General features: G+C 61.1%; 20 protein-coding genes. 10 read left to right on the plus strand and 10 right to left on the minus strand.

Going from position 1 to position 23,104, the window contains the following annotated elements:
* The first annotated feature begins 67 nt into the window (after window positions 1-67).
* Both GK109_RS09750 and GK109_RS09755 read left to right on the plus strand, forming a co-directional pair.
* Window positions 68-1,159 carry an alpha/beta fold hydrolase gene (locus GK109_RS09750; RefSeq protein ID WP_231755023.1) on the plus strand — a complete coding sequence of 364 codons (1,092 nt, stop codon included), beginning with the start codon at window positions 68-70 and terminating at the stop codon, window positions 1,157-1,159.
* Between the two features lie 154 nt (window positions 1,160-1,313).
* Entirely contained in the window at window positions 1,314-1,511 is a 198-nt protein-coding gene (locus tag GK109_RS09755; RefSeq protein ID WP_157240088.1) for a hypothetical protein, read from the plus strand.
* Window positions 1,512-1,852: 341 nt separating this feature from the next.
* Here GK109_RS09755 and GK109_RS09760 read toward each other — a convergent pair whose 3' ends face one another.
* The gene (locus GK109_RS09760; protein WP_157240089.1) at window positions 1,853-2,551 is read right to left on the minus strand and encodes a maleylpyruvate isomerase family mycothiol-dependent enzyme; all 699 of its coding nucleotides are present in this window, start codon (window positions 2,549-2,551) and stop codon (window positions 1,853-1,855) included.
* 343 nt (window positions 2,552-2,894) lie between these two features.
* Here GK109_RS09760 and GK109_RS09765 point away from each other — a divergent pair, with 343 nt between their 5' ends.
* Window positions 2,895-3,815, plus strand: a complete 921-nt coding sequence (locus tag GK109_RS09765) for a LysR substrate-binding domain-containing protein (RefSeq protein WP_370460505.1) — start codon at window positions 2,895-2,897, stop codon at window positions 3,813-3,815.
* Window positions 3,816-3,887: 72 nt separating this feature from the next.
* Here GK109_RS09765 and GK109_RS09770 read toward each other — a convergent pair whose 3' ends face one another.
* The 5 genes from GK109_RS09770 to benA all read right to left on the minus strand — a co-directional run bounded on the left by GK109_RS09770 (window position 3,888) and on the right by benA (window position 11,264).
* Window positions 3,888-6,641, minus strand: a complete 2,754-nt coding sequence (locus GK109_RS09770) for a LuxR family transcriptional regulator (protein WP_231754835.1) — start codon at window positions 6,639-6,641, stop codon at window positions 3,888-3,890.
* A 137-nt stretch (window positions 6,642-6,778) separates the two neighbouring features.
* On the minus strand, window positions 6,779-7,606 hold the full coding sequence (locus GK109_RS09775; RefSeq protein ID WP_157240092.1) for a 1,6-dihydroxycyclohexa-2,4-diene-1-carboxylate dehydrogenase: 828 nt from the start codon (window positions 7,604-7,606) through the stop codon (window positions 6,779-6,781).
* Window positions 7,606-9,180, minus strand: a complete 1,575-nt coding sequence (gene benC, locus GK109_RS09780) for a benzoate 1,2-dioxygenase electron transfer component BenC (RefSeq protein WP_157240093.1) — start codon at window positions 9,178-9,180, stop codon at window positions 7,606-7,608. Before benC ends, GK109_RS09775 begins: the two co-directional genes overlap by 1 nt.
* A gap of 130 nt (window positions 9,181-9,310) precedes the next feature.
* On the minus strand, window positions 9,311-9,847 hold the full coding sequence (gene benB / locus GK109_RS09785; protein WP_157240095.1) for a benzoate 1,2-dioxygenase small subunit: 537 nt from the start codon (window positions 9,845-9,847) through the stop codon (window positions 9,311-9,313).
* Window positions 9,848-9,881: 34 nt separating this feature from the next.
* Window positions 9,882-11,264, minus strand: a complete 1,383-nt coding sequence (gene benA, locus GK109_RS09790) for a benzoate 1,2-dioxygenase large subunit (protein ID WP_157240097.1) — start codon at window positions 11,262-11,264, stop codon at window positions 9,882-9,884.
* Between the two features lie 330 nt (window positions 11,265-11,594).
* On the opposite strand from benA, the gene catA reads away from it, so the two are divergent.
* The 7 genes from catA to GK109_RS22070 all read left to right on the plus strand — a co-directional run bounded on the left by catA (window position 11,595) and on the right by GK109_RS22070 (window position 18,913).
* Window positions 11,595-12,479: a catechol 1,2-dioxygenase gene (gene catA, locus GK109_RS09795; protein ID WP_157240099.1), complete on the plus strand. Its 885-nt coding sequence runs from the start codon at window positions 11,595-11,597 to the stop codon at window positions 12,477-12,479.
* Between the two features lie 202 nt (window positions 12,480-12,681).
* Window positions 12,682-13,782, plus strand: coding sequence for an enolase C-terminal domain-like protein (locus GK109_RS09800; RefSeq protein ID WP_157240101.1), 1,101 nt, complete (start codon window positions 12,682-12,684; stop codon window positions 13,780-13,782).
* A gap of 25 nt (window positions 13,783-13,807) precedes the next feature.
* Window positions 13,808-14,086, plus strand: a complete 279-nt coding sequence (gene catC, locus GK109_RS09805; RefSeq protein WP_370460506.1) for a muconolactone Delta-isomerase — start codon at window positions 13,808-13,810, stop codon at window positions 14,084-14,086.
* 31 nt (window positions 14,087-14,117) lie between these two features.
* Window positions 14,118-15,404 (plus strand): benzoate/H(+) symporter BenE family transporter, encoded by a 1,287-nt coding sequence (locus GK109_RS09810; RefSeq protein WP_157240103.1) that lies wholly within the window; start codon window positions 14,118-14,120, stop codon window positions 15,402-15,404.
* Between the two features lie 407 nt (window positions 15,405-15,811).
* Window positions 15,812-17,068 carry an ABC transporter substrate-binding protein gene (locus GK109_RS09815; RefSeq protein WP_157240105.1) on the plus strand — a complete coding sequence of 419 codons (1,257 nt, stop codon included), beginning with the start codon at window positions 15,812-15,814 and terminating at the stop codon, window positions 17,066-17,068.
* 55 nt (window positions 17,069-17,123) lie between these two features.
* Window positions 17,124-18,056 (plus strand): carbohydrate ABC transporter permease, encoded by a 933-nt coding sequence (locus GK109_RS09820; RefSeq protein WP_231754836.1) that lies wholly within the window; start codon window positions 17,124-17,126, stop codon window positions 18,054-18,056.
* On the plus strand, window positions 18,053-18,913 hold the full coding sequence (locus GK109_RS22070; protein ID WP_157240107.1) for a carbohydrate ABC transporter permease: 861 nt from the start codon (window positions 18,053-18,055) through the stop codon (window positions 18,911-18,913). Before GK109_RS09820 ends, GK109_RS22070 begins: the two co-directional genes overlap by 4 nt.
* Window positions 18,914-19,068: 155 nt before the next feature.
* Here the strand turns inward: GK109_RS22070 and GK109_RS09830 are convergent, their stop codons facing one another.
* The 4 genes from GK109_RS09830 to GK109_RS09845 all read right to left on the minus strand — a co-directional run bounded on the left by GK109_RS09830 (window position 19,069) and on the right by GK109_RS09845 (window position 23,089).
* Window positions 19,069-19,533, minus strand: coding sequence for a VOC family protein (locus GK109_RS09830; protein ID WP_157240109.1), 465 nt, complete (start codon window positions 19,531-19,533; stop codon window positions 19,069-19,071).
* Window positions 19,534-19,746: 213 nt separating this feature from the next.
* Window positions 19,747-20,496: an SDR family NAD(P)-dependent oxidoreductase gene (locus tag GK109_RS09835; RefSeq protein ID WP_157240111.1), complete on the minus strand. Its 750-nt coding sequence runs from the start codon at window positions 20,494-20,496 to the stop codon at window positions 19,747-19,749.
* Window positions 20,497-20,608: 112 nt separating this feature from the next.
* Window positions 20,609-21,613, minus strand: coding sequence for a Gfo/Idh/MocA family protein (locus GK109_RS09840; RefSeq protein ID WP_231754837.1), 1,005 nt, complete (start codon window positions 21,611-21,613; stop codon window positions 20,609-20,611).
* 123 nt (window positions 21,614-21,736) lie between these two features.
* The gene (locus GK109_RS09845) at window positions 21,737-23,089 is read right to left on the minus strand and encodes a CynX/NimT family MFS transporter (RefSeq protein WP_370460777.1); all 1,353 of its coding nucleotides are present in this window, start codon (window positions 23,087-23,089) and stop codon (window positions 21,737-21,739) included.
* Between the last annotated feature and the right edge of the window lie 15 nt (window positions 23,090-23,104).

The raw sequence follows: 23,104 nt of genomic DNA on the forward strand, positions 1-23,104 counted from the left end.
CGCCTCCTTCCTCCGCCCGGCCGGACGCTCCGGCAACCCCGCCTGGCAGATCCTCGAAGAACAGGACATGCGGCGACCAGGAGAACAGGATCGTCCACGTCGCCGCCCAAATCGCCTCCGAAGGCAGCAACGGGTGGTCGGCACCGGCCACACCGTACCCGTGCAGGTCACACCGGTCACAGCGGTGTGGGGGTTGGGCCCGTGTCCCCCGCCCTCACCTCCGCCCAAAACTTCAGGGAGTGTCCTTCTGAGTTACACAACCAGGTTCGGCGACCCGGACCCATCCGCCTCGGAGTTCGAACACCTGCCCGACCTCGCCCGAAAATTCGGCCAGCAACTTCCGCCTCCCGTCCGACGTGTTCACCTCGGTGTGGGCACCAACCGGCTGCACGCTATCCAATGGGGAGTCGGCGACCCCGAACTGCTTTACCTGCACGGCGCTGGGCTCCACGCCCACGCCTGGGACGCCGTCCAGCTTCACCTCCGTCGGCCCGGGCTCGCTCTCGACCTGCCCGGACACGGCAGATCCCCATGGCGGGAAGACGCTGACTACACACCCCGTACAATGGCGCATGCCATCTCATCTGCCCTAGACGTCACCTCAAACCTCGTCGTTGTCGGCCACTCGCTCGGGGGCCTCACAGCCATCGCCCTGAGCGCCCTCCGCAGGGAATTGGCGAAGGCTCTGGTGATCATCGACACCGCGCCCGAAAGAGACCCTCAACGACTGCGGAACAATCCAGCACGGGCTCTCCTCGCAGGACCGGGCAGCTATACCGATTACGAGGAACTCCTGGAGCACGCAATCAGGAGTGGAATGGGGAAGGACCGGGAAACTCTCCTTCCCGGGCTTCAACGGAACACCCGCCAGCGCCCAGACGGAAGAATTGAATTCAAGCACCACCTCGCCTCCATCTCCCCGGAACGTCGCCTGCAGTTCGATCCACGAGATTTATGGCCAGACCTTGAGTCGCTCGAGATGCCCGTACTTCTCGTCTACGGAGACACAGGAACGCTGGCCGAGAAGGATATCCACCGACTCTCCTCCAGGGTGAGGCGCTTCTCCTCGCTTCGCCTGCCCGCCGGACACAACGTACACCGGGACCAGCCCGCGGCTCTGGCGCGCGCTATCGCCGCCTTCACCGACAATCCCGACTAGCAACGTAGACGTGATGGTCCGGGTCCCAACGCTGACAGTTGGGGCATAGTTTGTGAAGTGTGTTCCGCCCAAGCCACCATCAAGGGGGCATGGGAAACAGAATACCTAGCCTGAAAGGGTACCTATCCGAGACCGGAGAATGGGGCCCTCATGGATGGCTGACTACACCAAGACGTTTACTGCGGCCGCCATGCACGCAGAGCCGGCATGGCTGGACCCCAAGGGCGGGGTTGAGAGGACGATCTCCTTCGCCGCTGAAGCGGCAAGCAAAGGCGCGGAAGCCGGCTCGTCCGATGCCCGCGCTCGACTGGTTTCGGGAGACGAACCGCGATGTCGTACAGGAGACCCCTGACGAGGGCGGTAGCGCTGAGATGTCCGCCTGGGTACGACCGGAGAAATGCCAACGGGCCGCTTCGCCTCGCCAGATCAGGAGGGCTTTTGTACTCGCCCAAGGCTGCTGTCTATGCCACGCTGACAATAACCAGATTCTTGAGGCGAAAAACGCGTACGACCCTGTAGGGCACTACTCGCGGCCGGACGATTCCAGCTCCCTCTCAACCCGAACCTGGGTCCCCACGGTTGAACAACCGACATTGGCCAGCCAAGCAGCTGCAGTCGAGCCTCTAGGCTGACCAAAGAACAAACCGGTGTCCATGTGCGTGCAGTGGACACCGGTGCCCGACGTGGCGCCGCTTACCACGCAGGCAGCGTCGGCAAGGGCCCGTCAGCCTCGACATTGGCAGTCGCCCCGCGTGCCAGCCACTCGAGCAACCCCTCACGGTCGGAGGAGACGTGCAGCGAGCCGTCGCCGATCACCCACTCGTCACGCTCCTCTGTCACCAGCGTCATGCCCGGAGCCCCTTTGGCACGCATCGTGCGCACGGCGGCTTCGATGGCGTTGAGCACTGAGTCGGGATCTGCTTCCTCGATGGTCCAGGCCGTGTCAAGGTCATGATGGTGAACGATAACCTCGGCGACTCTCAGCGCCACGATTGACGTCGCAGGGATTTGCTTGCCGTGCAGGTGGACCTCCTCGGCCGCAAGATCCCCTGTCAGGCGTTGGGCCTGGTCGGCGAAGTACTCGGCCGACTCACGCACACTGCCAAGAAGCTCCTGACGTGGCAACGCGGCAAGCGCGGAAATCTCCTCGGCCCGTGCCTCCGGGGAGGCGTAAAGCTGTTGTTCCTGGCCGGTGACTGACCAGTCGATGAGCTTGACCAGGGCCCGGCCGTTCCAAGCAATGTGGGCTATGACATCGGCCCGCGTCCATCCCTCACACAGGGAGGCGGCCGTCATTTCATCGTCGGACAGGGACTCAGCGGTGGCCATGAACATGTCGGTTTCTCGGGCGAGGCGGGAAAGGTCAGAGTGAAGCCTTGCAGGATTGATCATCTATTCACCTTAACCGTGGGGGAACGCCGGCGATCGGCGACTTAGCCCCCTGATTCATACTGAAACGGTACCGATTTAGACTTGTTGGGACGCCCTGAACGTCCCTCCCCTAAAAAGAAGGCGCCCCGCCATGGTACGACTGGCATGCGGGGACGGGGCAAACCCGGTGGCTGACGGTGTCGTCTGTCGTGAACTCGGCAATCGCCCAGTCCCCGTTGAACCAGGCAATTCGTGCTGGCCCCGGATAAGTATTGGAACAGTCTTAGTTCAGCCGATTCGGGTTATCATGTGAACTAATCGCGGGTGGCAGGACAGCCTATCCGACGGAGGGATGGCCGGGGTCGTGGAAATCCGCCAGTTGAACTACTTCATTGCTGTAGCTGAAGAACGTCACTTTGGGCGTGCGGCGAAACGGCTTCACATGGCCCAGCCGCCACTGTCCCAGCAAATCCGTCAGCTGGAGGAGCAGTTGGGTGTCCGCCTCTTGAACCGGACAACCCGCAGGGTAGAGCTCACCGCAGCAGGCCAGGAATTGCTTGACCGGGGGCGGCAGATCGTCAACGCTGTCGGGATTCTGAAGGCCGACGTCTTCCAGGTGGGGCAGGGCGCCGCGGGCGTGCTTCGCGTAGGTTTCTCGGGATCGGCAACATACGGCGTTATGCCCCCCATCGTACGGAGGGCCAAGCAGGCCTTGCCGGGGCTTTCGCTGCATATGCAGGGTGAAATGCTTACCCCGGCCATGGAGAACGGGCTGCGGGAGGGCACATTGGATGCGGCGCTTTTGCGCCCGCCGATTGCTGCCCCGGGCATTGACTTCAGGGTGGTGTCCCGTGAGCCGCTCATCGCCGCAGTGCCGGCGTTCAGTGCACTGCCGGCTGGCCGGCCGGTGGCCATGCACGAGCTGCAGGATCAGGACTTTATCGCTTACCCGCCCGATTCGGTATTGCACCGGACGACCGTCAGCGTCTGCCGCCAGGCGGGTTTCCAGCCACGTATCACCCAAGTGCTCAGTGAGACGTCCATGATGCTCTCCTATGTTGCCGCCGGTGGTGGAGTCGCGCTCATGCCGGCCAGCATCCGCGCCCTGCAACTCGAGGGCGACGTGTACTGCGATATCGAAAAAGCTCCCGAGATGGAGTTGGCAGTCGCGTGGCGGAGTGAGGACCGATCAGCGCTCCTCCAAAGCTTCCTGGATATCGTGGTTGCAGCCACAACGTCCCTTCCGCGGCCCCTTTCCACCGGTCTGGCCCCCAGCAGCCAATAGCGATCGGAACGAGGGAGAACGCTTATCGTTGCCCTCTCACTGGCCGAAGACACCCCAATGTTCATTCACCGGTCAGTCCGGAACCCGGAACCTTGCAGCCAGTTCGCTTCTTGACCGGATTCCCAACTTCCCGTAGATCCGGGTCAAGTGGTACTGCACGGTCTTCTCAGCAATGAACAGGCTACGGGCTGCCTCCTTGTTGGTCGTTCCGGTCGCAACGAGTTCGGCCACTGCCTGCTCCTGCGCAGTGAGCTGGGTATGCGGCCGTGCGACGGCAGCGAGGACAGCGTCAGAAGGATCGGGCAGATTGCCGGCATCAAGACCTGTTGCCTTCAGCTCGCGGTCACACCGGTCCACATACGTCACAGCGCCCAAAGAATCGTAGAGATCCCTTGCAACCCGCAGCACTGACGACGCCAAACGCCTCTTCCCGGCGCGCCGCATACTCTGCCCGTAGGCGAAACTTACCCGGGCACGAAGATATGGGCGGTTCAACCCGCGCAGGTGGGCCAGGGACGTCTCGAAATGTTCCCTAGCGCTCTCAGGTTCACCCTGGGCCGCCAGGAGGCGCCCACGGGCCCATGCCATGCGGGCCAAATCTGACGGGACCGCCCGTTCCCTTCGCACGTGCTCGAAGTCAGTCAGGAACGAATCGGCCTCATCCAATTGGTCAGTCATGACCAGGGCATTCACGTACGTGTCCTGCCAAGGCCAGAAGGAAACCCGGTTTTCCGTCCACGGGTCCAGTTCCGTCAAGGGCTGCAACACCGATAACGCGCTCTCGTAATCCGCCCGTGCTTCATGAAAACGGGCCCGGGCCAGGCTGGCCGGTACCTGCATGGCTCGGTAAGTTCCCGGCTGCACTGACGCCTGGGAAACGTAGTACCGGGCTCTGTCCCAATCGCCCCGCATTGACCAAAGTTCGGCTGCTGTCCAGTACAGGAGCGGGCGGATCAGGGGCATCCTTGAGGCTTCGAGGCGAACTGAGCCACGGGCAACGGTCGCGGCAGCGGCGTCCCAGTTGCCGAGTACGAGGTGGGTCCGGGCCAACCATGCCTCCGCCCACAAGGAGATCCGCAAGGAGCCACCCCGGAATTCCGTCGGTGCGGCGGCCTCGAAATGGACCTGCGCGGTTTCAACGTCGTCCATGCGCAGGGCTAGCCAGCCAGCGCCTATCTGCACGCGCTGCTTCTGGGCGTTTTCGGAGGCGTGCTCGAAAGCCTTTCGATAGGATTCCTCCGCCTCGGAAAGCCGCCCCTGGGCATAGAGGCCCAGCCCGTAGATGGCCTCTGATTCGATGTAAGCCGGAGTACCAGGTTCCGTCAGGGACATGGCGCGTTCAGCCCAACGGGTTATGAGCGGGCCATCCCAGGAGGCAACGCCGTGCAAAACCAGGCGTTGGGCCACTTGGGCCGCGGCCGCCGGGTCCCGTTCAGGATTGCTGGTTCTCCACGCCATTTCCAGCTGTTTCTGTGCGCTATGATTCTGCCCTGACGCCGTGGAGAGGTAGCCAAGCACCGAGGAACGGAGCGCGGAGGGCGCCATGGAGTCTACGGCAGCGGCCCACATTTGGGCCCGGGCCATGTTCCCGGAACCTACGAGGGCGTCGACTGCTCTAAGGAGCCGATCATTAGCCGTGCGGACGTCCCCAGAGAGACGTGACGCGGAAAACAGCGCTGTCGAGACGTTATGCCACGCCCCGACCAGAGCCTGTCGGCGGGCGTATGCTTCCAGTTCAGCAGCGAGATCCTCGTCAGCACCTGGCGTCGCGGACACCCAGTGGCCCAAACGGTCGCCCTCAACCTGTACGATCTGCGCGGCCCTGCGATGGAGTTCGATACGCCGGCTCGGGATTATCTGCTCATAAACGGACTCGGTCGTGCCCGTCTCAAAGAACATCACCACCGATCGGGCCTGTTCAACCGACAAGCCCAGCAGTCCGGCTCTATGGCCCTCATCCAGGGCATTTATTACGTCTGTGACTCCGCTGACGTGGGCTATCTCTGCTATTCCTGCGCTTTCCCTCAGCACTGACGCGGCTTCCGCGACAGCTACCAGCTCAGCGGAAGCACCATTGAGAAGGCTTCGCACTTGGGCCCGGACACGGGAGCTCGGCGGCAGGGACGAAAACCACGACTGCCAAATTTCAGGGGGCAGCTCATCGAGGAGCTCTACAACAGGCAGCGGCAATCCGCCCGTATGCTGGATGATGCCGTGGGCCGCTGTGGCGCTCAAATCTATGCCAAACCGGTGCTGGGCGAGATTCTGGACCTCCTGGGGCGACAGTGGCCCCAGCGGGAGACAGGAAACCTGATGCCCTGTAAGGAACGCCAGGACCCCTGCCGGGACAAACTGGGAATGCGTAAGGTCCAGAGAGACAACGAACAGGATTCGTTTGTCGCGCAGCCGCCGCATGGCGAACACGAGGACGTGCAGGGTGTCCGAGTCAAGGTTCTGGATGTCATCGACGGCGACGACCACGGTGCCGTGTGCCTGAAGTCCTTCCAGATGGGCCATGAAGGTTGATGCATGCTTGGCTACCTGACCGGGACTGAGAGCATCCGGGGAATCAGACGGTGGGGCCGCCGCTGGCGCGTCGTTGGCAGCGGCGCGCAGCGGCGGGGTGGACATGAGTTGGGAGTAACCAGCTAACGGGAACTGCGCCTCCCACTCGTCTCCGGTTGCCGACAGCACGCGTACGCCGCGGGCGGCGGAGCGGCAGTACTCCAGGAAGCGGTCGAGAACAACGGTTTTTCCGGAGCCCTGCAGACCACTGAGCACGACGGTTTGTACAGTGCCCTTACGCACCGCGCGCAGTGTCTCCAACAGCTCTTGGTATACATCCCGCCGGCCGAGGAGTGTCAGATCATCCTCCGCGTTACCTTGCTGGGAGCCGGGGATCATGCTGGCTAGCTTACTTGAGTGCACCATGATCCCACTCGGCCCTTGGGGTCACGCCCGGCTCAACCGAGGTCTCCGCCTGCCACTGGGAGGATGCTTCCCGTTACATAGGAGGCTTCGTCGGATGCCATGAAGACAATCGGTGCAGCCTGTTCATCCAGCGTGCCGTACCGCTTCATGAAGGAGGATTCCACGGTTTGGTCCACGATGGTCTTGTACCAGGCCTGCTCTGTGGCGGAGTCAGCGTCGGGGCCCCGCTTCACCTTCCGCGGCGGAGCTTCAGTTCCTCCGGGGGCTGTCGCGACCACGCGCACGCCCCGGCCGGCGACCTCCATCGCCAGGGCCTGGGTCACAGCATTGATGCCTCCCTTGGCCGCGGCATACGGGACACGGTGCAGCCCGCGGGTAGCGACCGAGGAGACGTTGACGATAGTGCCCGAGCCCTGTTCCAGCATGGAGGGCAGCACCGCCCGGCAGGCCCAAAGAGTGGGAAAGAGCGAGCGGCGGACTTCCTTCTCGATCTTTTCCTCGTCGTATTCCTCGTACGGGCGGGCCCAAATGGTGCCCCCAACGTTATTGACCAGCACATCAACCCTGCCATAGGCGCCCAGCGCCGCCTCGACAGCCTGCTGGGCGCCCGCGAACGATTCCAGATCGGCAGTCACGGACATGGCCGAGCCGCCGGATCCGGAAGTTTGTGCAGCACCGTCGATTTCCCGGGCCACCTCATGGACAAGTTCGGCCCGATCCACCAGAACGACGGTCCCGCCCTCTGCAGCAATCCGTTGGGCAACCTTTTGTCCAATGCCCTGGGCTGAGCCCGTCACAATGGCCACTTTGCCGCTGTACCGCCCTGGAGTAACGAACTGTCCGGCGTATGGCGCTACCATCAGCGGGCCGCTGTCTTGGCATCGATCGCTGCGGCCATGGTTTCCTTGGCCGCCTGTCCATGGCCTGTAATGAGTTCGCGGACCCGCGACTTTTCCTCACGCTCAAAGGCGTCCACGATGTCAAGGTGGTCCTGCGTGACCCGCTCGAAGATCGGGGTTCCGGCTTCGAAAGTCGCAGCCATCTGGGCGTGCACGTCGAGCCTCCGGTAGGACTCAAGCAGCGTCGGGTTGTCACAGACCATGAAGAGGTATTCGTGGAACTCTTCATTCGTCCGGGCGAACTCCTCGGGCTCCTGAACCGTCCCGGCCTTCACGGAGCGGGTGGTGGCCTCGGCAAGGCGCCGGAACTGGCGTAACTGCTCCTCACTGAGACGGCCCAGCAGCAGTTCGCTTACGGCGAGCTCAAGGCCCATACGGGCATCGAGCTGCGCGAAGCTGTCTTCCTTGCGGAAATCCAGCCGACCGGTCTGAAGCGACGAGACCGCCTCTGACCGGCTCATGGTATCGCCTTCGGCCTCAATCTTTTCGGCCGGAGCGGGGGCGCCGGTCTCGGCGTCGTCCCCCCTGGTCTCCTTCGGGGCAAAGCGCTCGAAATAGAAGTTGGCAGGATGAATGTTTTCGCTGTCCAGCCACTTGGAGACCGCGTTCACCATAGGAGGCGGGCCGCAAAGGTACACATCGACGTCACCGTCGTTGAGGTGTGAGGGCTGGATGATTTGGGTGACATAGCCGGTGTGCGGGGCGGAGGTGCCCGGTTCGGAGGCGATGTAGTCCCAGGTGAAGTTCGGCAGTTTGGCTTCGTAGGCGCGTAGCCAGTCGAGCCCTACGATGTCGGATTCCCTGGTAACACCATAGATCAGGTGAACCGGGGTGGCGGGAGGGTTCTGGGAGAGCTTTTCCAGGATTGCCAGCAGCGGGGCGAGACCGGTTCCTCCTGCAAGCAGCAGCAGGGGACGCTTGGGTTCGCGAAGGAAGAATGAGCCGTAGGGGCCGGTGAAGGCAATGGAGTCACCAACGGCTGCCCGGTCACGGAGGTACTCCGACATCGCGCCCTGCCGTGTTATGCGCACCATGAAGGATGCTTTCTCAACGTCAGGGCCGTTGCTGAAGGAGTACGAGCGCTCGGCGTCGGTGCCCGGAACTTTGATGTTGACATACTGGCCCGGCAGGAACGCCAGGGCCTCCCGGTTCTGCACCTCCAGGGAGAAGGAGATCGTCGACTCCGAGTGTTTGTCGAGTTCGACGAGGGTGGAGGTGAACGTGGCCGCGGACGTCTTTGCTGACTCCGAGGTAGCCGGGATCTGGAGGGCGAGATCCGACTCCGGGACCGCCTGGCAGGTGAGCAGGTAGCCCTTCTCGAGTTCTTCTTCGGTCATCGCGTCGTCGATGAAGTCCCCGGGGTCGAAGGATCCCGAGTCGCAGAAAGCCTTACAGGTGCCGCAGGCACCGTCACGGCAGTCCGACGGGATGTTGATGCGCGCTTTATACGCTGCGTCCATGACGGTCTCGTAATCGCCGACCTTGATGACCTTGGTGACGCCGTCCTCGAAGCTGAGGGCTACCTGATGGCCCATGATTTCCTCCTGGCTGGGAATCGCGTCTTCACGACCCCGAAAGTTGGTGCTGTTTTCTCGTATGAGGTGATGTCCGGCAGCACGCTTTAGACCGTGACCTCTGCCGCGTAACGGCCGACGGCGCGGACCGTCAGATCATGTAGACATCCACCACGTGGTGGATGTAGTCGTTCTTCAGTACGACCTTCTTCTTGAGGATCACCGGTTCGGCGCCGGAGAGATCGATGGTGTAGAAGCTCGTGCCGAAGTACGTATCCGTGGTGTTGTAGCGGAAGTACAGGGTGAACCAGTTGAAGCGGACCTTCACCTGGTCGCCATCGTGTTCCATAATTTCGATATCGGCGATGTTGTGCCCGGTCCGCGGTTCCGGCAGCGATGTGGCCGACGAGCGGTCGGTCTTGATGCGGAAAACGCGGTCTTCAATGCCGCCGCGGTTGTCGTAGTAGATGAGTGAAATTTCGTTCTGCGGATCCTCGGTGAGGCGGTCGTCGACGTCCCAGGCCGGCATCCAGAACTCGGAGTCCGGGTGGTAGCACTGCAGCCACTCATCGAACTGGCGGTCGTCCAACAGGCGGGCCTCCTTATAAAGGAAGGCACGCACGGTTTCGAGGATGGCGATTTGCTTGGCTGTCTTGAATGAGGTCGCGGGTGTAGTCAGGCTAGTCATGGGTTTGCAACTCTCTCTGGTTCCGGTGGTCTGATCAGGCGGTGACGGGCACGGATTCCAGCGTCGAGCGCTCGTCCTCGGTCAGGGCCTTGTCCATGACTTCCTTCCAGTACCCATGCTGGATCGGGTACAGGCCTTCGTCCTCTGTCCGTACACCGGAGGCGATGACCCGGGTCATGCCCAACGCCTGTGCCTGCTCGTCCGGCCCCTGGATTTCGTGGGTGGAACCGCGGGTCATGTCATTCCACGGTGCAGCCGTAGCCCAGTAGGTCTTGTTGCAGGAACGGAACTCTTCGAGGTCATCAGGAGTGGCCATGCCGGTGGCGTTAAAGAAGTCCTCGTACTGGCGGATGCGCTTGGACCGGTTTTCCTGCGATTCACCTTTAGGGGCGATGCAGTAGATCGTAACTTCGGTCTGGTCGGCGGAGATCGGACGGAAGTGCCGGATCTGCGACGAGAACTGGTCCATGATGTACACATTCGGGTACAGGCACAGGTTCCTCGAGATGTTGATCATAAAGTTCGCCATTTCCTCGCCATACTTCTCGACGAGTTCGTCGCGGCGGTCCCACAGCGGGCGGTCTTCGGGGTTGGTCCATTCCTGCCACAGCAGCAGGTGGCCGTGGTCGTAGGAATAGAACCCGCCTTTGACCTTGCCCCATTTTCCGGCGTCCATGGCTTTGGTCTTGTTGGCTGAGTCGCCGGCGCTGCGGCGTGCCGTTGTTGCTGCGTAGTTCCAGTGAACAGCGGTGACGTGGTAGCCGTCTGCCCCGTTTTCCGCCTGGACCTTCCAGTTACCGTCGTACGTGTAGGTCGAGGATCCGCGCAGGACCTCGAGCCCTTCGGGCGACTGGTCCACGATGGAGTCAATCACCTTGGTGGCGTCTCCCAGGTGATCTTCGAGCGGGAGGACATCGGCATTGAGCGAGCCGAACAGGAATCCGCGGTAGGAGTCGAAGCGGGCCACCTTGGTGAGGTCGTGGGAGCCTTCCTTGTTGAAGTTTTCCGGGTAGCCGGCATTGCGGGAATCCTTGACCTTCAGCAGCTCACCGGAATTCTTGAAGGTCCAGCCATGGAACGGGCACGTGAACGTAGTGCGGTTGTCAGTTTTGCGGCGGCACAGCATCGCGCCCCGGTGGGAGCAGGCATTGACGATGCAGTTGATCTTCTCGTCCTTGTCCCGGGTGATCACAACGGGCGTGCGCCCGATGTAGGTGGTGAAGTAGTCGCCCACGTTGGGAATCTGGGACTCGTGCGCCAGGTAAACCCAGTTGCCCTCGAAGATGTGCTTCATCTCGAGTTCGAAAATTTCTTGATCGGTGAAGATTTCGCGCTTTGCCCGGATGATTCCGTTTACACGATCATCGATCACGGCGTCTGCAAGGACCTCACGGACCCGACTCAGGTTCTCGGTCATGACGTACTCCTTCTTCGGAGAAAATGGGGCTGGCGGGCGGCGTCTCGTAGGTCACGGCTCCTGCCGAAAGAAAAATGTATGCCGTGTAATTCTGCTTGACGGTGACAGCACCCACATCAGGCAAATCCCTAGGTTCCACCAAGGGTGCCTTTGATTACCTAAAGCGACATAATGGTCGGCTAATCAATATTTGTTTCGTCCTTATCATCGGCCTAGCCTGAGATGGACATCACGTGAAGCCGAGGGCCTCCGAGCTCTCGCTGCGCCGGGCGCTTCACCACAAGATGGGAGCCTTTCCCGTCCCCGTTACAAGGATCAGTGGAGATCACCATGACTGAAATTCAGACCGACACCCGCCAGGAAGACGAGGGAACGGCCGTGGAGGCCGGCGCAAAGGCCACCGAGCGCTTCGCGGCCTCGGGCAAGACTGCCAGTGTGGCCGTGCCGAAGGAGCGCGTGAGCCTGCTCGCCGGGGCCCTGATCAAGGCTGCCAATGACATCGTCGTCGAACACCAGGTCACGTACGAGGAGTACAACGCGCTCAAGGCGTGGCTGATCAAGGTCGGAAACGACGGGGAATGGCCCCTGTTCCTCGACGTGTGGCTCGAACACACCGTTGAGGATGTCAACTCCCAGGACCGCCCCGGCACGAGGGGAACCATCGAAGGCCCCTACTATGTGCCCGATTCTCCCCTACTCGAATCGCCGGCCACGGTGGAAATGCGGGATGATGAGGAGGGCACCCCGCTGCGCTTCAGCGGCCGCTTCACTGACACCGACGGCAATCCCATCCAGGGCGCACAGATTGAGATTTGGCATGCCGACGCGGCCGGTTTCTACTCGCAGTACGCCCCCGGTCTTCCGGAGTGGCTCTTCCGCGCAACGGTGAAGGCGAATGACGACGGGCAATTCACCATCCACACCATGCGTCCGGCTCCGTACCAGATCCCTACAGATGGCGCCTGTGGACAGCTCATCGAAGCAGCGGGATGGCACGCCTGGAGGCCCGCCCACATCCACATCAAGGTTTCCGCGCCCGGATTCCAGCCGGTGACCCAGCAGCTCTACTTCCCCGGAGACCCGCATAATGCCGATGACATCGCTTCTGCAGTAAAGCCCGAGCTGATGCTCGACCCCAAACCGCGAACCGATGGCGCGGCCGGCGAGGAAGCTGTATACGACTACGTTCTCGCCCGGGTCGGAGAATCCAAGTAGACAACTAACGCGCCTGACCGTGCCAGCGGCAGGCCGTCCAGATGGGCGCCCCGGAGCGGAAGGCTCCGGGGCGTTTCTCCAGGCGGCGACATGCCGGCCAGCTCCCGCTGTCCGTGGTCGGCCCGTTTGTTGTTGATATCGCTCGGCCCAGTGCAGCAGCTTCACCTCGTCCGTATGACCCGTCCTGAAAGGAACCGCGCCGTTGAGAATCGAACGGATTGAAGTGATTCCCTACTCCATTCCCTATACCCACCCCTTGAAATTCGCCAGCGGTGAGGTGACGAATGCTGATCATGTTCTGGTGCGCCTGTACACGGACGACGGTGTCGTTGGAGTGGCAGACGCACCTCCCCGTCCTTACACCTATGGCGAGACCCAGGTGTCGATCGGGACGATCATTGAAGAAACTTTCGCCCCGCAGCTGGTCGGCCTTGAGATCACGGGCCGGGAGCAGATTCATGCGGTGCTGCGCCGGACCATCCACAACCAGGTGGCGAAAGGTGCAGTCGACATTGCGGTATGGGACGCGATCGGCAAGACACTTGGCACTCCGGTCCACAAGCTGCTGGGAGGATACACGGACCGGATGAGGGTCAGCCACATGCTCGGCTTCCGGCCCGCCCAGGAGCTTCTGGAGGAGGCGCTTCGCTTCGGTGAGGAATACGGCATCACCACATTCAAGCTGAAAGTGGGCCGCCGGCCGCCGTCACTGGACATCGAGGCATGCCGCGTACTGCGCGAGGGCCTCGGTGAGGACGTGGAGATCTACCTTGACGCCAACCGGGGTTGGACCGCCAACGAGGCCCTAGAGGTACTGCGGCGCACCGAGGGCTTGGGACTGACCATGCTCGAGGAACCGTGCGATGCCAAGGAAGCAATGAGCCGCCGGCGTCTGGTCGACAAGTCGCCAATCCCGGTGGTGGGTGACGAATCCGTCCCCACGGCAGGGGACGCGTCCCGTGAGCTTCTTTCAGGCGGTTGCAATGCCATTTGCATCAAGACCGCGCGATCGGGTTTCACTGAGGCCACTGAAATTCTGGGGCTGTGCACCGGGCTCGGGGTCGACGTGACCATGGGCAACCAGATCGATACGCAGGTTGGCTCGCTGGCGACCATCACGTTTGGTGCCGCCCACGAAGCCACCAGCCGCCGGGCAGGGGAACTGTCGAACTTCCTGGACATGTCCGATGATCTGCTGGCCGATCCGCTCCGGATCATCAGCGGGACGATTGCCGTGCGCGATCTGCCGGGCGTCGGCGCTGACATCGACGAAGACAAGCTCGCGAAGTACCGGCTGTCCTAGCCCCGATAAGCAGGAGAACGAAATAGTGTTGTTTTTGGCACGCATGGACGTGCAGTTCCCACCGCATCTTTCCGCCGCGGATATCACCCGCATGCAGGGGCTGGAGAAGGAATACTCCCAGCAGCTGCAACTGGAGGGCCGCCTCGCCTCGATCTGGCGCGTTGTCGGCGAATACGCGAATTACTCGGTGTTCGACGTCGCAACGAACGACGAACTGCACGGTGTCCTCAGTGGCTTCCCGATGTATCCGTACATGAAGATCAAGGTCACACCGTTGGCCAAGCACCCGAACTCCATCCGCTGACGGTCCTCTCCTCATCGATTCAGGAGCAACCATGCATCACTCCTCGAAGGCCGCCCGACCCACAGGCAACAAAGCTGCACCGGACCCGGAACCGGGACCCCAACCGCTCTTCGAGAGACCCGGGGCCCGCCCGGCAGGCTTCCGCGACTTCCTGCGGGACGTCGGCCCGCATTATGCCTCCAACGGGGCAGTCGGACTTGCCTTCTCCGCTTCCGGACCGATTGCGGTCACCCTTACCGTGGGGTCGGTGGGCGGACTGACTCAGGGGCAGCTGGCGTCGTGGGTCTTCGCTATCTTCCTCTCTGCGGGTGCGGCGACGGTGCTCATGTCCATGATCTACCGCCAACCTCTGGGTTTCGCCTGGTCCATTCCGGGCACTGTTCTGCTGGGGCCTTCGTTGCAGCATCTGTCCTTCGCGGAAGTGGTCGGAACGTTCTTCTCAGCCGGGGTGCTGATCCTCGCTCTCGGAGCCACGGGGGTAGTGCGACGGTTAATGGCTGCCATCCCCCTGCCGATCGTGATGGCCATGGTCGCGGCCGTGTTCCTCCGGTTCGGTACGGATATCGTTACCTCGACCCGCGACGACCCCACAGTGGCGGTACCCATGGTGGTTGCGTTCCTCGTGCTCACCGCTGTCCCGGTATTGGGCAAGTATCTCCCTCCCGTACTCGGCACCTTGGCGGTGGGCGTCGTCTCCGTCGCACTCAGCGGCCGGTTCATCGTTGAGGCCGAAGGGCCAGTTTTCGCGTCGCCCGTGTTCACCGCCCCCGCCTTCACCTGGGCAGCCCAACTGGAACTGGTCATTCCTCTGGCTCTCACTGTTTTGGTCGTGCAGAACGGACAGGGCGCGGCTGTGCTCAAAGCCGCAGGCCACAACCCTCCAATCAATCTCTTCGCGATCAGCTCCGGGGCATTTTCCCTGCTCAATGCCTCCTTCGGCGCCGTCTCCGCATGTGTCACCGGTCCCACCAACGCCCTCTTGACCGCCTCCGGGGAGAAAAATCGCCAGTACACCGCCGCGGTGATCTACGGTTTGCTGTCTCTCGTCTGTGCTCTGGTGGCTCCCATGCTGACCCGGCTGATGCTCGCCACCCCGCAGGCATTCATTCTGGCCCTGGGCGGGATCGCCATGCTCCGGGCCCTTCAGCAGGCGTTCGTCGGTGCCTTCGCGACGAAGTTCACGCTCGGTGCCCTCGTCACTTTCGTGGTGACAGTCTCCGGCCTGAATCTTTTCAACATCCACGCCGCGTTCTGGGGCGTCGTCATCGGTTACGCCGTCTCCCGCATGCTCGAGCGACAGGACCATGCAACGACCTGACATCTCGGCCGGCGGGAATGGCTGTCATACGCTCAAACTTATATAGGCGCTGGCTGAGTCGGGTCGGCCGGGACTTCCAGCATCTCCTCGCATCCGGGCAGCCGTCCAGTGGGCCAGGACTTCCGGAAGTTCGTCGTCGAACGGCAGTGGCCCTCGCAGCAGCGTACAAATCCGGACCTACAAGGCCCAACAAAAGGAATGCTTGACAGAGCCTTCCCGTAGACCTATGTTTGTTGCAACCGATCTCAGCAATCGATCTCACTGCTCAATGAATGCAACCGATCTCAAAGGAGAGACTCGATGATTCAGTCGCTCATTCCTGGACCTTCGGTAGCCCCGCGTTTAGCAGGCGTCGTTTTGGATACGGCATGCTCCCGCATTAGCAATCCAGTCCACAGGAGAAATTCATGATCAAAAAGCGATGGGGCCTGGCTCTCGTCTCAGCCGTCGTAGCCAGCCTTGCTCTCAGCGGCTGCTCCCCTTCAACTTCGGAACCGGAGGGGCCGGTGACACTCAGTTACTGGGACTTCCTTGATCCCAGCCAGGACAACCCGAGGTCGAAGGCGTTGAAGGAAAACATCGCAAACTTCGAGGCGGCCAACCCTGACATCAAGATCAATCTCTCGGTAGTTTCGCTGGGCGACATGTTGAACAGGCTGCCGCAGTCAGCAGCGGCTGGCCAGGCGCCAGATGTGTTCAAAATGTTTACCCCGGTCGTCCCCCAAATGGCCGCCGCCGGCGTCTATTCGCCGCTGCCCGATGCTGCGTCCAGTGTCAATGACTGGCTTCGCCCTACCGACACCCTCGCCGGTCCTGACGGCAAGCCGGTGGCGGTGCCTTATGAATACCGCACCTGTGCGCTGTACTACAACCAGAAAATTCTTTCTCAGATCGGCGCGACCACTCCCACCACCTACCAGGAAGTGGTTGACGTTGCGCAGAAAGCTGCCGCAGCTGGATTCACCGGGTTTGGAACCGGGTTCTCGGACACTGACAACTCTGCCATTATCAGCACTTTTTTTAATTGCTTCATGTCGCAGGTTGATCAGGACATTTGGACTAAAGACGGAGAGGCGGATTTCGCAACCCAGAAGGGCGAGGAGTTCGGCAACTTCCTCGCCAAGCTCCGGGATGCGAAAGCGCTGGGCAGCAATGTCGTTTCTGACACGTACGGTACCGTAGCGGACGGCATGGCCAGCGGCACTGTCGCGATGTCGGTCCTGGGCACCGAACGAATCGTCTCGTTCGCAAAGCAGAATCCGGACGTCAAGTGGACCTCCCTGCCGAAGGCAACTACTGGCGACACCACCGGCACCACCATTGGATGGACTTTGGGAATAGGTGCCGGCAGCAAGAATACAGAGGCGGCCTGGAAGTTCATCGAGTACATGACCGGTCCTGAGGCTGGCGCGAAGATGGCCACCGGCGGTGAGGTTCCCACGCGTGCGGAAACTTACAAGCAGCCGTTCTTCTCCACGCCCGAAGCGAAGACGGTGAACGACATCGCCGCCTACGTCAAGAGCAACAGCGAACCTCGCACATATTCCGATAACTGGACCTCGCTGGCCACCGGGCTGTCCCAGGCCGGGCAGAGGCTAACGCTCAACGGTCTGTCGGGCAGCGAGTTTATCCGTTCCGCCCAGGATGCGGCTAACAAGAAATAGCCCCGAACATCCGGAGGGAGCCTGAGTATCAGGCTCCCTCCGGAAGGGAGAGATAATGTCAACAAACAGTCGCACCCGCACTTCATCTCAGACGGCTAATCCACCTGCAGGAGTCCAGGCGTTCCGCCGTGCTCGTAAGGACCGCATGGTCTGGTTGTACGTCGTCCCCGTCACTGCCGTGTTTCTCTTTGTTTTTGTTGGACCGCTCATTTACACGGCATGGACCGCGCTCCACGAGACTTCGTATTACCAGATCGGCAAGTTCTCTGGTCTGAACTCCTTTGCCGAGTTGTTCGCGGACTCGGAGCTGCCCGCCCGCATCTGGACAACGCTGGTATTCTCGCTCGGGGCACTGGTCATCGCATTGCCCGCGGGACTTTTGTCTGCGATTGTGTTGAATAACCTGCACCGATTCAAGCGCTCTGTCCGTAGCCTCTTCCTCTTGCCATGGCTTCTGTCCCAGGCAACAGCAGGAACGATCTGGCTCTGGTTTTTGAATCCCAACTACGGTCCGGCTTCGGCTATCACCAAATCCCTCGGGTTCGGTCCTACTGATGTCTTCTCGTCCCCAAACAGTGCGCTCGTCGCCGTGACACTGATGACGGCTTGGTGGTCCTACCCGCAAGCAATGCTTCTTTTTCTCGGCGCCCTTCAGACCATCCCTGGAGAATTGTACGAAAGCCTCAAGGTGGACGGCGGTGGCATTCGGCACGCGTTTCTCAACGTCACATTGCCTCACCTGCGCAACACGATCGTCTCCGTAGTGATCGTTCTACTCATGCTCTATGTACAGATGGTCACCATCATCCTGGTGACCACACGAGGCGGTCCCATCGGTTCGACCGAGACGCTGTCAATGCGGGTATACAACCAGATGTTCGACAAGTTCGATCTTTCCGGGGCGTCAGCAACCGCAATCCTCCTTTTTGCCGTAAACATTGTCCTCACCCTTGTCGCGATTCGCTTCCGACGGAAGGAAAGCCTGTGAGCACCACAACCTCGCGTCGCCAAGGCCGGTCCGGCGCGGTCCTTCGGGCGGTTCCGGCCTGGGCATACGTCATCCTCTCAGCCGCAGTCGTTCTACCGCCTGTTGCCTGGATCGTCTCCACCTCGCTGAAAACCGCATCGGATACCATCGAGTTCCCGCCACGGTGGATCCCTGACCCGCTTTCATTCGAGGGCTATGTTGGCCTGCTGACCTCAACGAACAGCCGGTTCTTCATCAACTCCCTCATCTACGCTGTGGGCTCCATCGTCCTCGCGTTGGCGATTTCCATTCCTGCGGCATACGTTGCCACCAGGTACCGAAGCCGGCGCATGGAAACCCTGATGACCGGCATACTGGTGCTTTCGATGGTTCCCGCGATCGTGGTCTTCATCGCCCTGTACTCCATGTTCGTCAAGACCGCCTTGATCAACACCTACCCGCTGCTGATCGTCGTCTACACGGCCATCATCTGTGGACAGACCATCCTGTTCCTGCGCAACTTCATCGAGAACATTCCTGTTGAGATTGAGGAAGCGGCCGCCATCGATGGCTGCTCGCGGCTGCAGATCGTATGGCGCATCATTCTGCCGCTCATCCGCCCCGGCATCGCTGCTGTAGCAATCTTCATCTTCGTATTCGTTTGGAACGACTTTCTTGTAGGAACCGTACTGGCTACCACAGAAGACATGAAGACCGTCCAGAACGGCATCGTGCGTTACATAACCACTGGCTTCGGTAGCTTTTGGGGACTCTTTGCTGCATTCATCGTCGTTGCCTTCATCCCCGTTCTCTCAATCTTCCTGGCGTTCCAGCGCTGGTTTGTAGCCGGGATGACGTCCGGCGGTGTAAAGGGATAATTCTTCCCCGAGCCCAAACAGAAAGCACGCCACATGACCGCCTCCAAGCGGTCATGTGGCGTGCCGGTTTAAACCAGCTCTCCGGATCTGCAATCTCTAAACCCTGACAGGCCCTCAGCCCGTGTCACAAGTCATTTCTACCGGATGCGGATAACTCAGGAGTTGTCGCTTGACTGCCAGTCCGGCGGCTGAATTAGCTCCACACGGTTTCCGTCTGGATCGAGCAGGTAGATCAGGAGGCCTCCTGAAACCGGGCCCGACGTGGGTGCGACCGGTTCGGACAAAGCCCTGTAGCCGAGCGCTGTCATTCTGGCGTAAACCTGGCGCAGGTCAATATCGGTGAAGGCAAGATGGGCAGTCCCCGGCTGCGCCTCTGAAGGATTCACGGCCGGTGGCGGATCCTCAACCTGGACCAGCTCCAAGTTGAAGGTCCCGTCACCCGTTGAGAGCATTAGAGCTCTAACCTTGACGTTGGGACGGCCGTAAAGTTCGCCGACGTATGGCCCCGACGTCCACGCTTTCACGCGGGTAAGGCCAAGCCCTTCCACATAGAACCGCGCGCTGCGCTCCATGTCCGTAACGTGCAGGGCAGTGTGATGATGTCGAATTGCAGTTTTCATTTCTCCCGCCTCAACATTCCCGAAGGCTTGAAGGGGATCAAAAGAACAGACATGAGATCTTCTCCTCGTAGTTTTGGACTTGAAATCCGCGGGTGGTTCAGACACAGCTTTGCGGGGTCCGTGCTGGTTTGCCTGGCATAGGGCACGCGTGGTTCCACTCGGCAAAAGGTGCGCCACGGGGCCCTACGATGATTGCGAGGCCCGGTACAGGGTTTAAGTTCCTATTCCCAGGTGCGCTCCGCCGGCCACATCCAGAGACACTCCTGTGATGTAGCGGTTGTCGGGGTCTGTCAGGAACAGGATGGCGCGGGCGACTTCGTCGGGTTCGGCGAACCGGCGCATGGGCAGTTGCGCTGCCCTCTTCGCCCGGTTGGCAGCCGCATCCGGGCCTGAATCTTTGGCAAACTGCGCCCACATAGGTGTGTTCACTGGCCCCGGGGCGATGGCGTTGACGGAGATGCCTTGAGGTCCAAGCAGTTCTGCGAAGGACCACATGATGTGCAGGACTGCGAGTTTGCTCGCGTTGTAGGGCAGGTAGTTCAGGCGTGCTTCCTTGGCCGCAACTGAGGATAAGACCACGATTGAACCGGCCGTGCCGGTCCCGAGCATTGACTTTGCTGTCTCTCGTACCATCGAGAACGTTGCAGAGGCATTGATCCTCAGAATGGAATCAAATTCTTCTGTGGTTGTCTCCATGATGTCAGGGGTGGTGCCGAGCACTCCTGCTGCATGGACCAGGACATCGACGCGGCCGTATTGCGCCGCGATGTCCTGCACAACCGTTGCGCACTGTTGTTCGGAGGTGATGTCGAGGGGGTAGAAGGCGTCCAAGGTTTGGTCGTCTTTAGCGGAACGGTCAGCGCCGATGACAGTGGCGCCGGCAGCCGTAAAGGCGCTGACAGCAGCATCGCCTATTCCTCCGCTTGATCCGGTTACTAGAACCACCTGGTCTTTGAGGCTCATCGGTTCTCTCCGCTCTGGACGCCGCGCGGTTCTCCCGCGGTGGGAACGTGGGTTGCTGGTTTCATGGCTGATTCCTTCGTTAAGGCTGTTTCAATCGACGGTGGCTTGTTGTTCAGGTTTGCGGTGATGCTACGGGGAGCGTGGTTTCGGCGCTGGGTGTTGCCGCTGCCAGAACTGCATCGGCGATTTGCGTGGCGCGGAGTGCCTGGGCGAACGTGACTGGAGGGGTTCCACCGGCGCAGAACTTCAGCGCTGCCTCTGCTTGGCGCAGGAAGAGGTCGGAGGGCTCGAAGGTCTTTTCGTAATGGCCGCCGTCACGCTCCCACACACGAAGGGAATCGTTGGTCCATGACATCCGGCCTTCACTTGCCAGGACATCGATGGTGAGGCTCCAGTCGCCCTGATTGAGACCTTGAGGTTCCTGCCAAGGAGACCAGTAGCTCTGCAGGGTGAAAACGACGCCCTCAGGAAACTCGAGGGTGGACACGACGTGCTCCGGTACCGGCGACCCATACAGGCTGCTGCTGGCGCTGGTGGCAAGTACTTTCGGGTCGCCGTCAAACCATGATGAAACCAATTCGATGGCGTGAATGCCATTCACGACAGCGACGCCGCCCTCTTTCGGATCAGCCCGCCATGAATTGACGTTCTGTTTGTGGGCGACCGAACGGACAGAAACGGCGATCACGTTCTTGCCCCTGATCCATTGAGTGACCTGTGCGGCGGCGGGATGCTGGTGGAGCGTATACCCGACCATAAGTCTCTCGTTCACCCCGGAAGCGGCGGCCAGGACGGCAGCACCTTCGGCATCTGCGGCCACCGGCTTTTCAGTCAACACCCGGAATCCCCGGTTCAGCAGATCTGCGCATATGTCCGGTTGCACCGTGGTGGGCAAAGCCACTACAACCAGGTCCAAATGTTCGGGGTTGAGTTCCGCCGTAGTGGGCATCAATTGTGCGCCGAACTTCTGCGCGAGGGCGACGCCACGCTCGTCCTTCTCCACCAGGACGGCGACTTTGGCACCTGCCGCGGCAAATGCCCGCGCGTGCCGTGATCCGGCCCAGCCGGCAGCTCCTACGACAGCGACGCGAGGAGCAGGTCCCGCCGCGGTCAGCATGTAGTGCCGCCAAAGGTCGGGCCAGGGAGGAACCAGTTGATCATCACATTTCTCCTTAGGGATCGGTTGCAATTAAAGGTCGGTTGCAGGAATGGCCTGTGAGGGGTCTATTTCGGTTCGTGTTTACGGGCCTGGTGATCTCCGCTTTCGGCGAAGAACATTTTGGCTGTGTGATCCGGCGCAGTCGGGCTCTGCCGCAGTTTCTTTAGTGCCTGGCTGTACCACTGGGAAGGCATCCTCGAGAAAACGTGGCTTGTTGACCATCATGGCTCCCGCCAAAAGCACCAGGAGCCAGGCTCCGAGCATGCCGAACGAGGGCAGCCAGCCGTCCCCCGGATGATGCAGCAGACCAAAAAGGAACGGGCCAACGCTTGCCAGGGTGTAGCCGACTCCTTGGGCGAACCCGGAGAGGACCCCCGAACCGGATTGTGTTCGCGTTCGCTTATTGATCATCGTGAACGCGAAGGAGTACACGCCTTGGCCAAGTCCGGCAATGGCGACCCAGACCACTGCAGAGGACAGTGGAGCAAAGATCATGCCCCCGTAGCCGATGGCGAATGCGACGACAAACAGGATTGCGACGGGTAGCGGGCGAGGTGTTCTCACCACTACCAGGGGCACAACCAAGGCGACTGGCAGAGCGAGGATTGAATAGAGCGCCAGCATGGACCCCGCGGTTTCCTGATCCATTCCTCTGTCGATAAGAACAGCGGGAAGCCAAGTGAGCGCAGCGAAAGTATTGCTTGAGCAACCGGCGAAGACTAGTGCGACACCCCAGCCAATCGATGATCTCCAGGGTTTGATCGCACTAGTAGGGGCAGTCGGCTCATCGTTGGCAGGTGATGTCCTGGAGCGGGTCACAGTCCGCTTGCCAGCGAGAACCATCAGCCAAGGTATCGCAGCGACTGCGCTGAAGACCGCCCAGATGCCGATGGAGAACCGCCAGCCATAAAGATGTGCCAAGGGTATGGCCGCTTGGGCCGCCACAGCCGTGCTGACGCCCAGGAGCGTTACGTGGAGTGCTGCGAGGACCCCGATTTTGTCGGGGAAGTACTTCACCAGCAAAGGCGGAATCACGACATTGACCAGCCCGATCCCGAGCATGGCGACCCAGGTGAACACCAAAAATGCCGGGATGTTCCATCCCAGTGCGCGGCCGACCTGACCAAGTGTGGTCAGCAGGATCGAAACCAGGAGCAGGGGTTCCAGGTGGATTCGCCGGAGGAGCGGCAGAGCCAGGAAACCCATTACTGCGAAGCCCGCGGTCGGAAGCATTCCAAGGATCCCTGTCGTTACCGGATCGAGGGGAAGATCCCCCCTGATCGGGTCAAGGAGTGGGGACACCGCCGAAACGGCTTCTCTGGCGCTGAACGCGACTAGCAGGATGCCGGCAAGCGCGGTGATCCGGCCGCGTAACGGTTGTCCCCCCGCTCCCCCGGCTTGTGGTTTGCCCTGACGGAGGCGAAGTAGAGCTATGTCTGCACCTCCTTA

The sequence above is a fragment of the Pseudarthrobacter sp. GA104 genome (assembly GCF_009741265.1).
GTDB lineage: Bacteria > Actinomycetota > Actinomycetes > Actinomycetales > Micrococcaceae > Arthrobacter.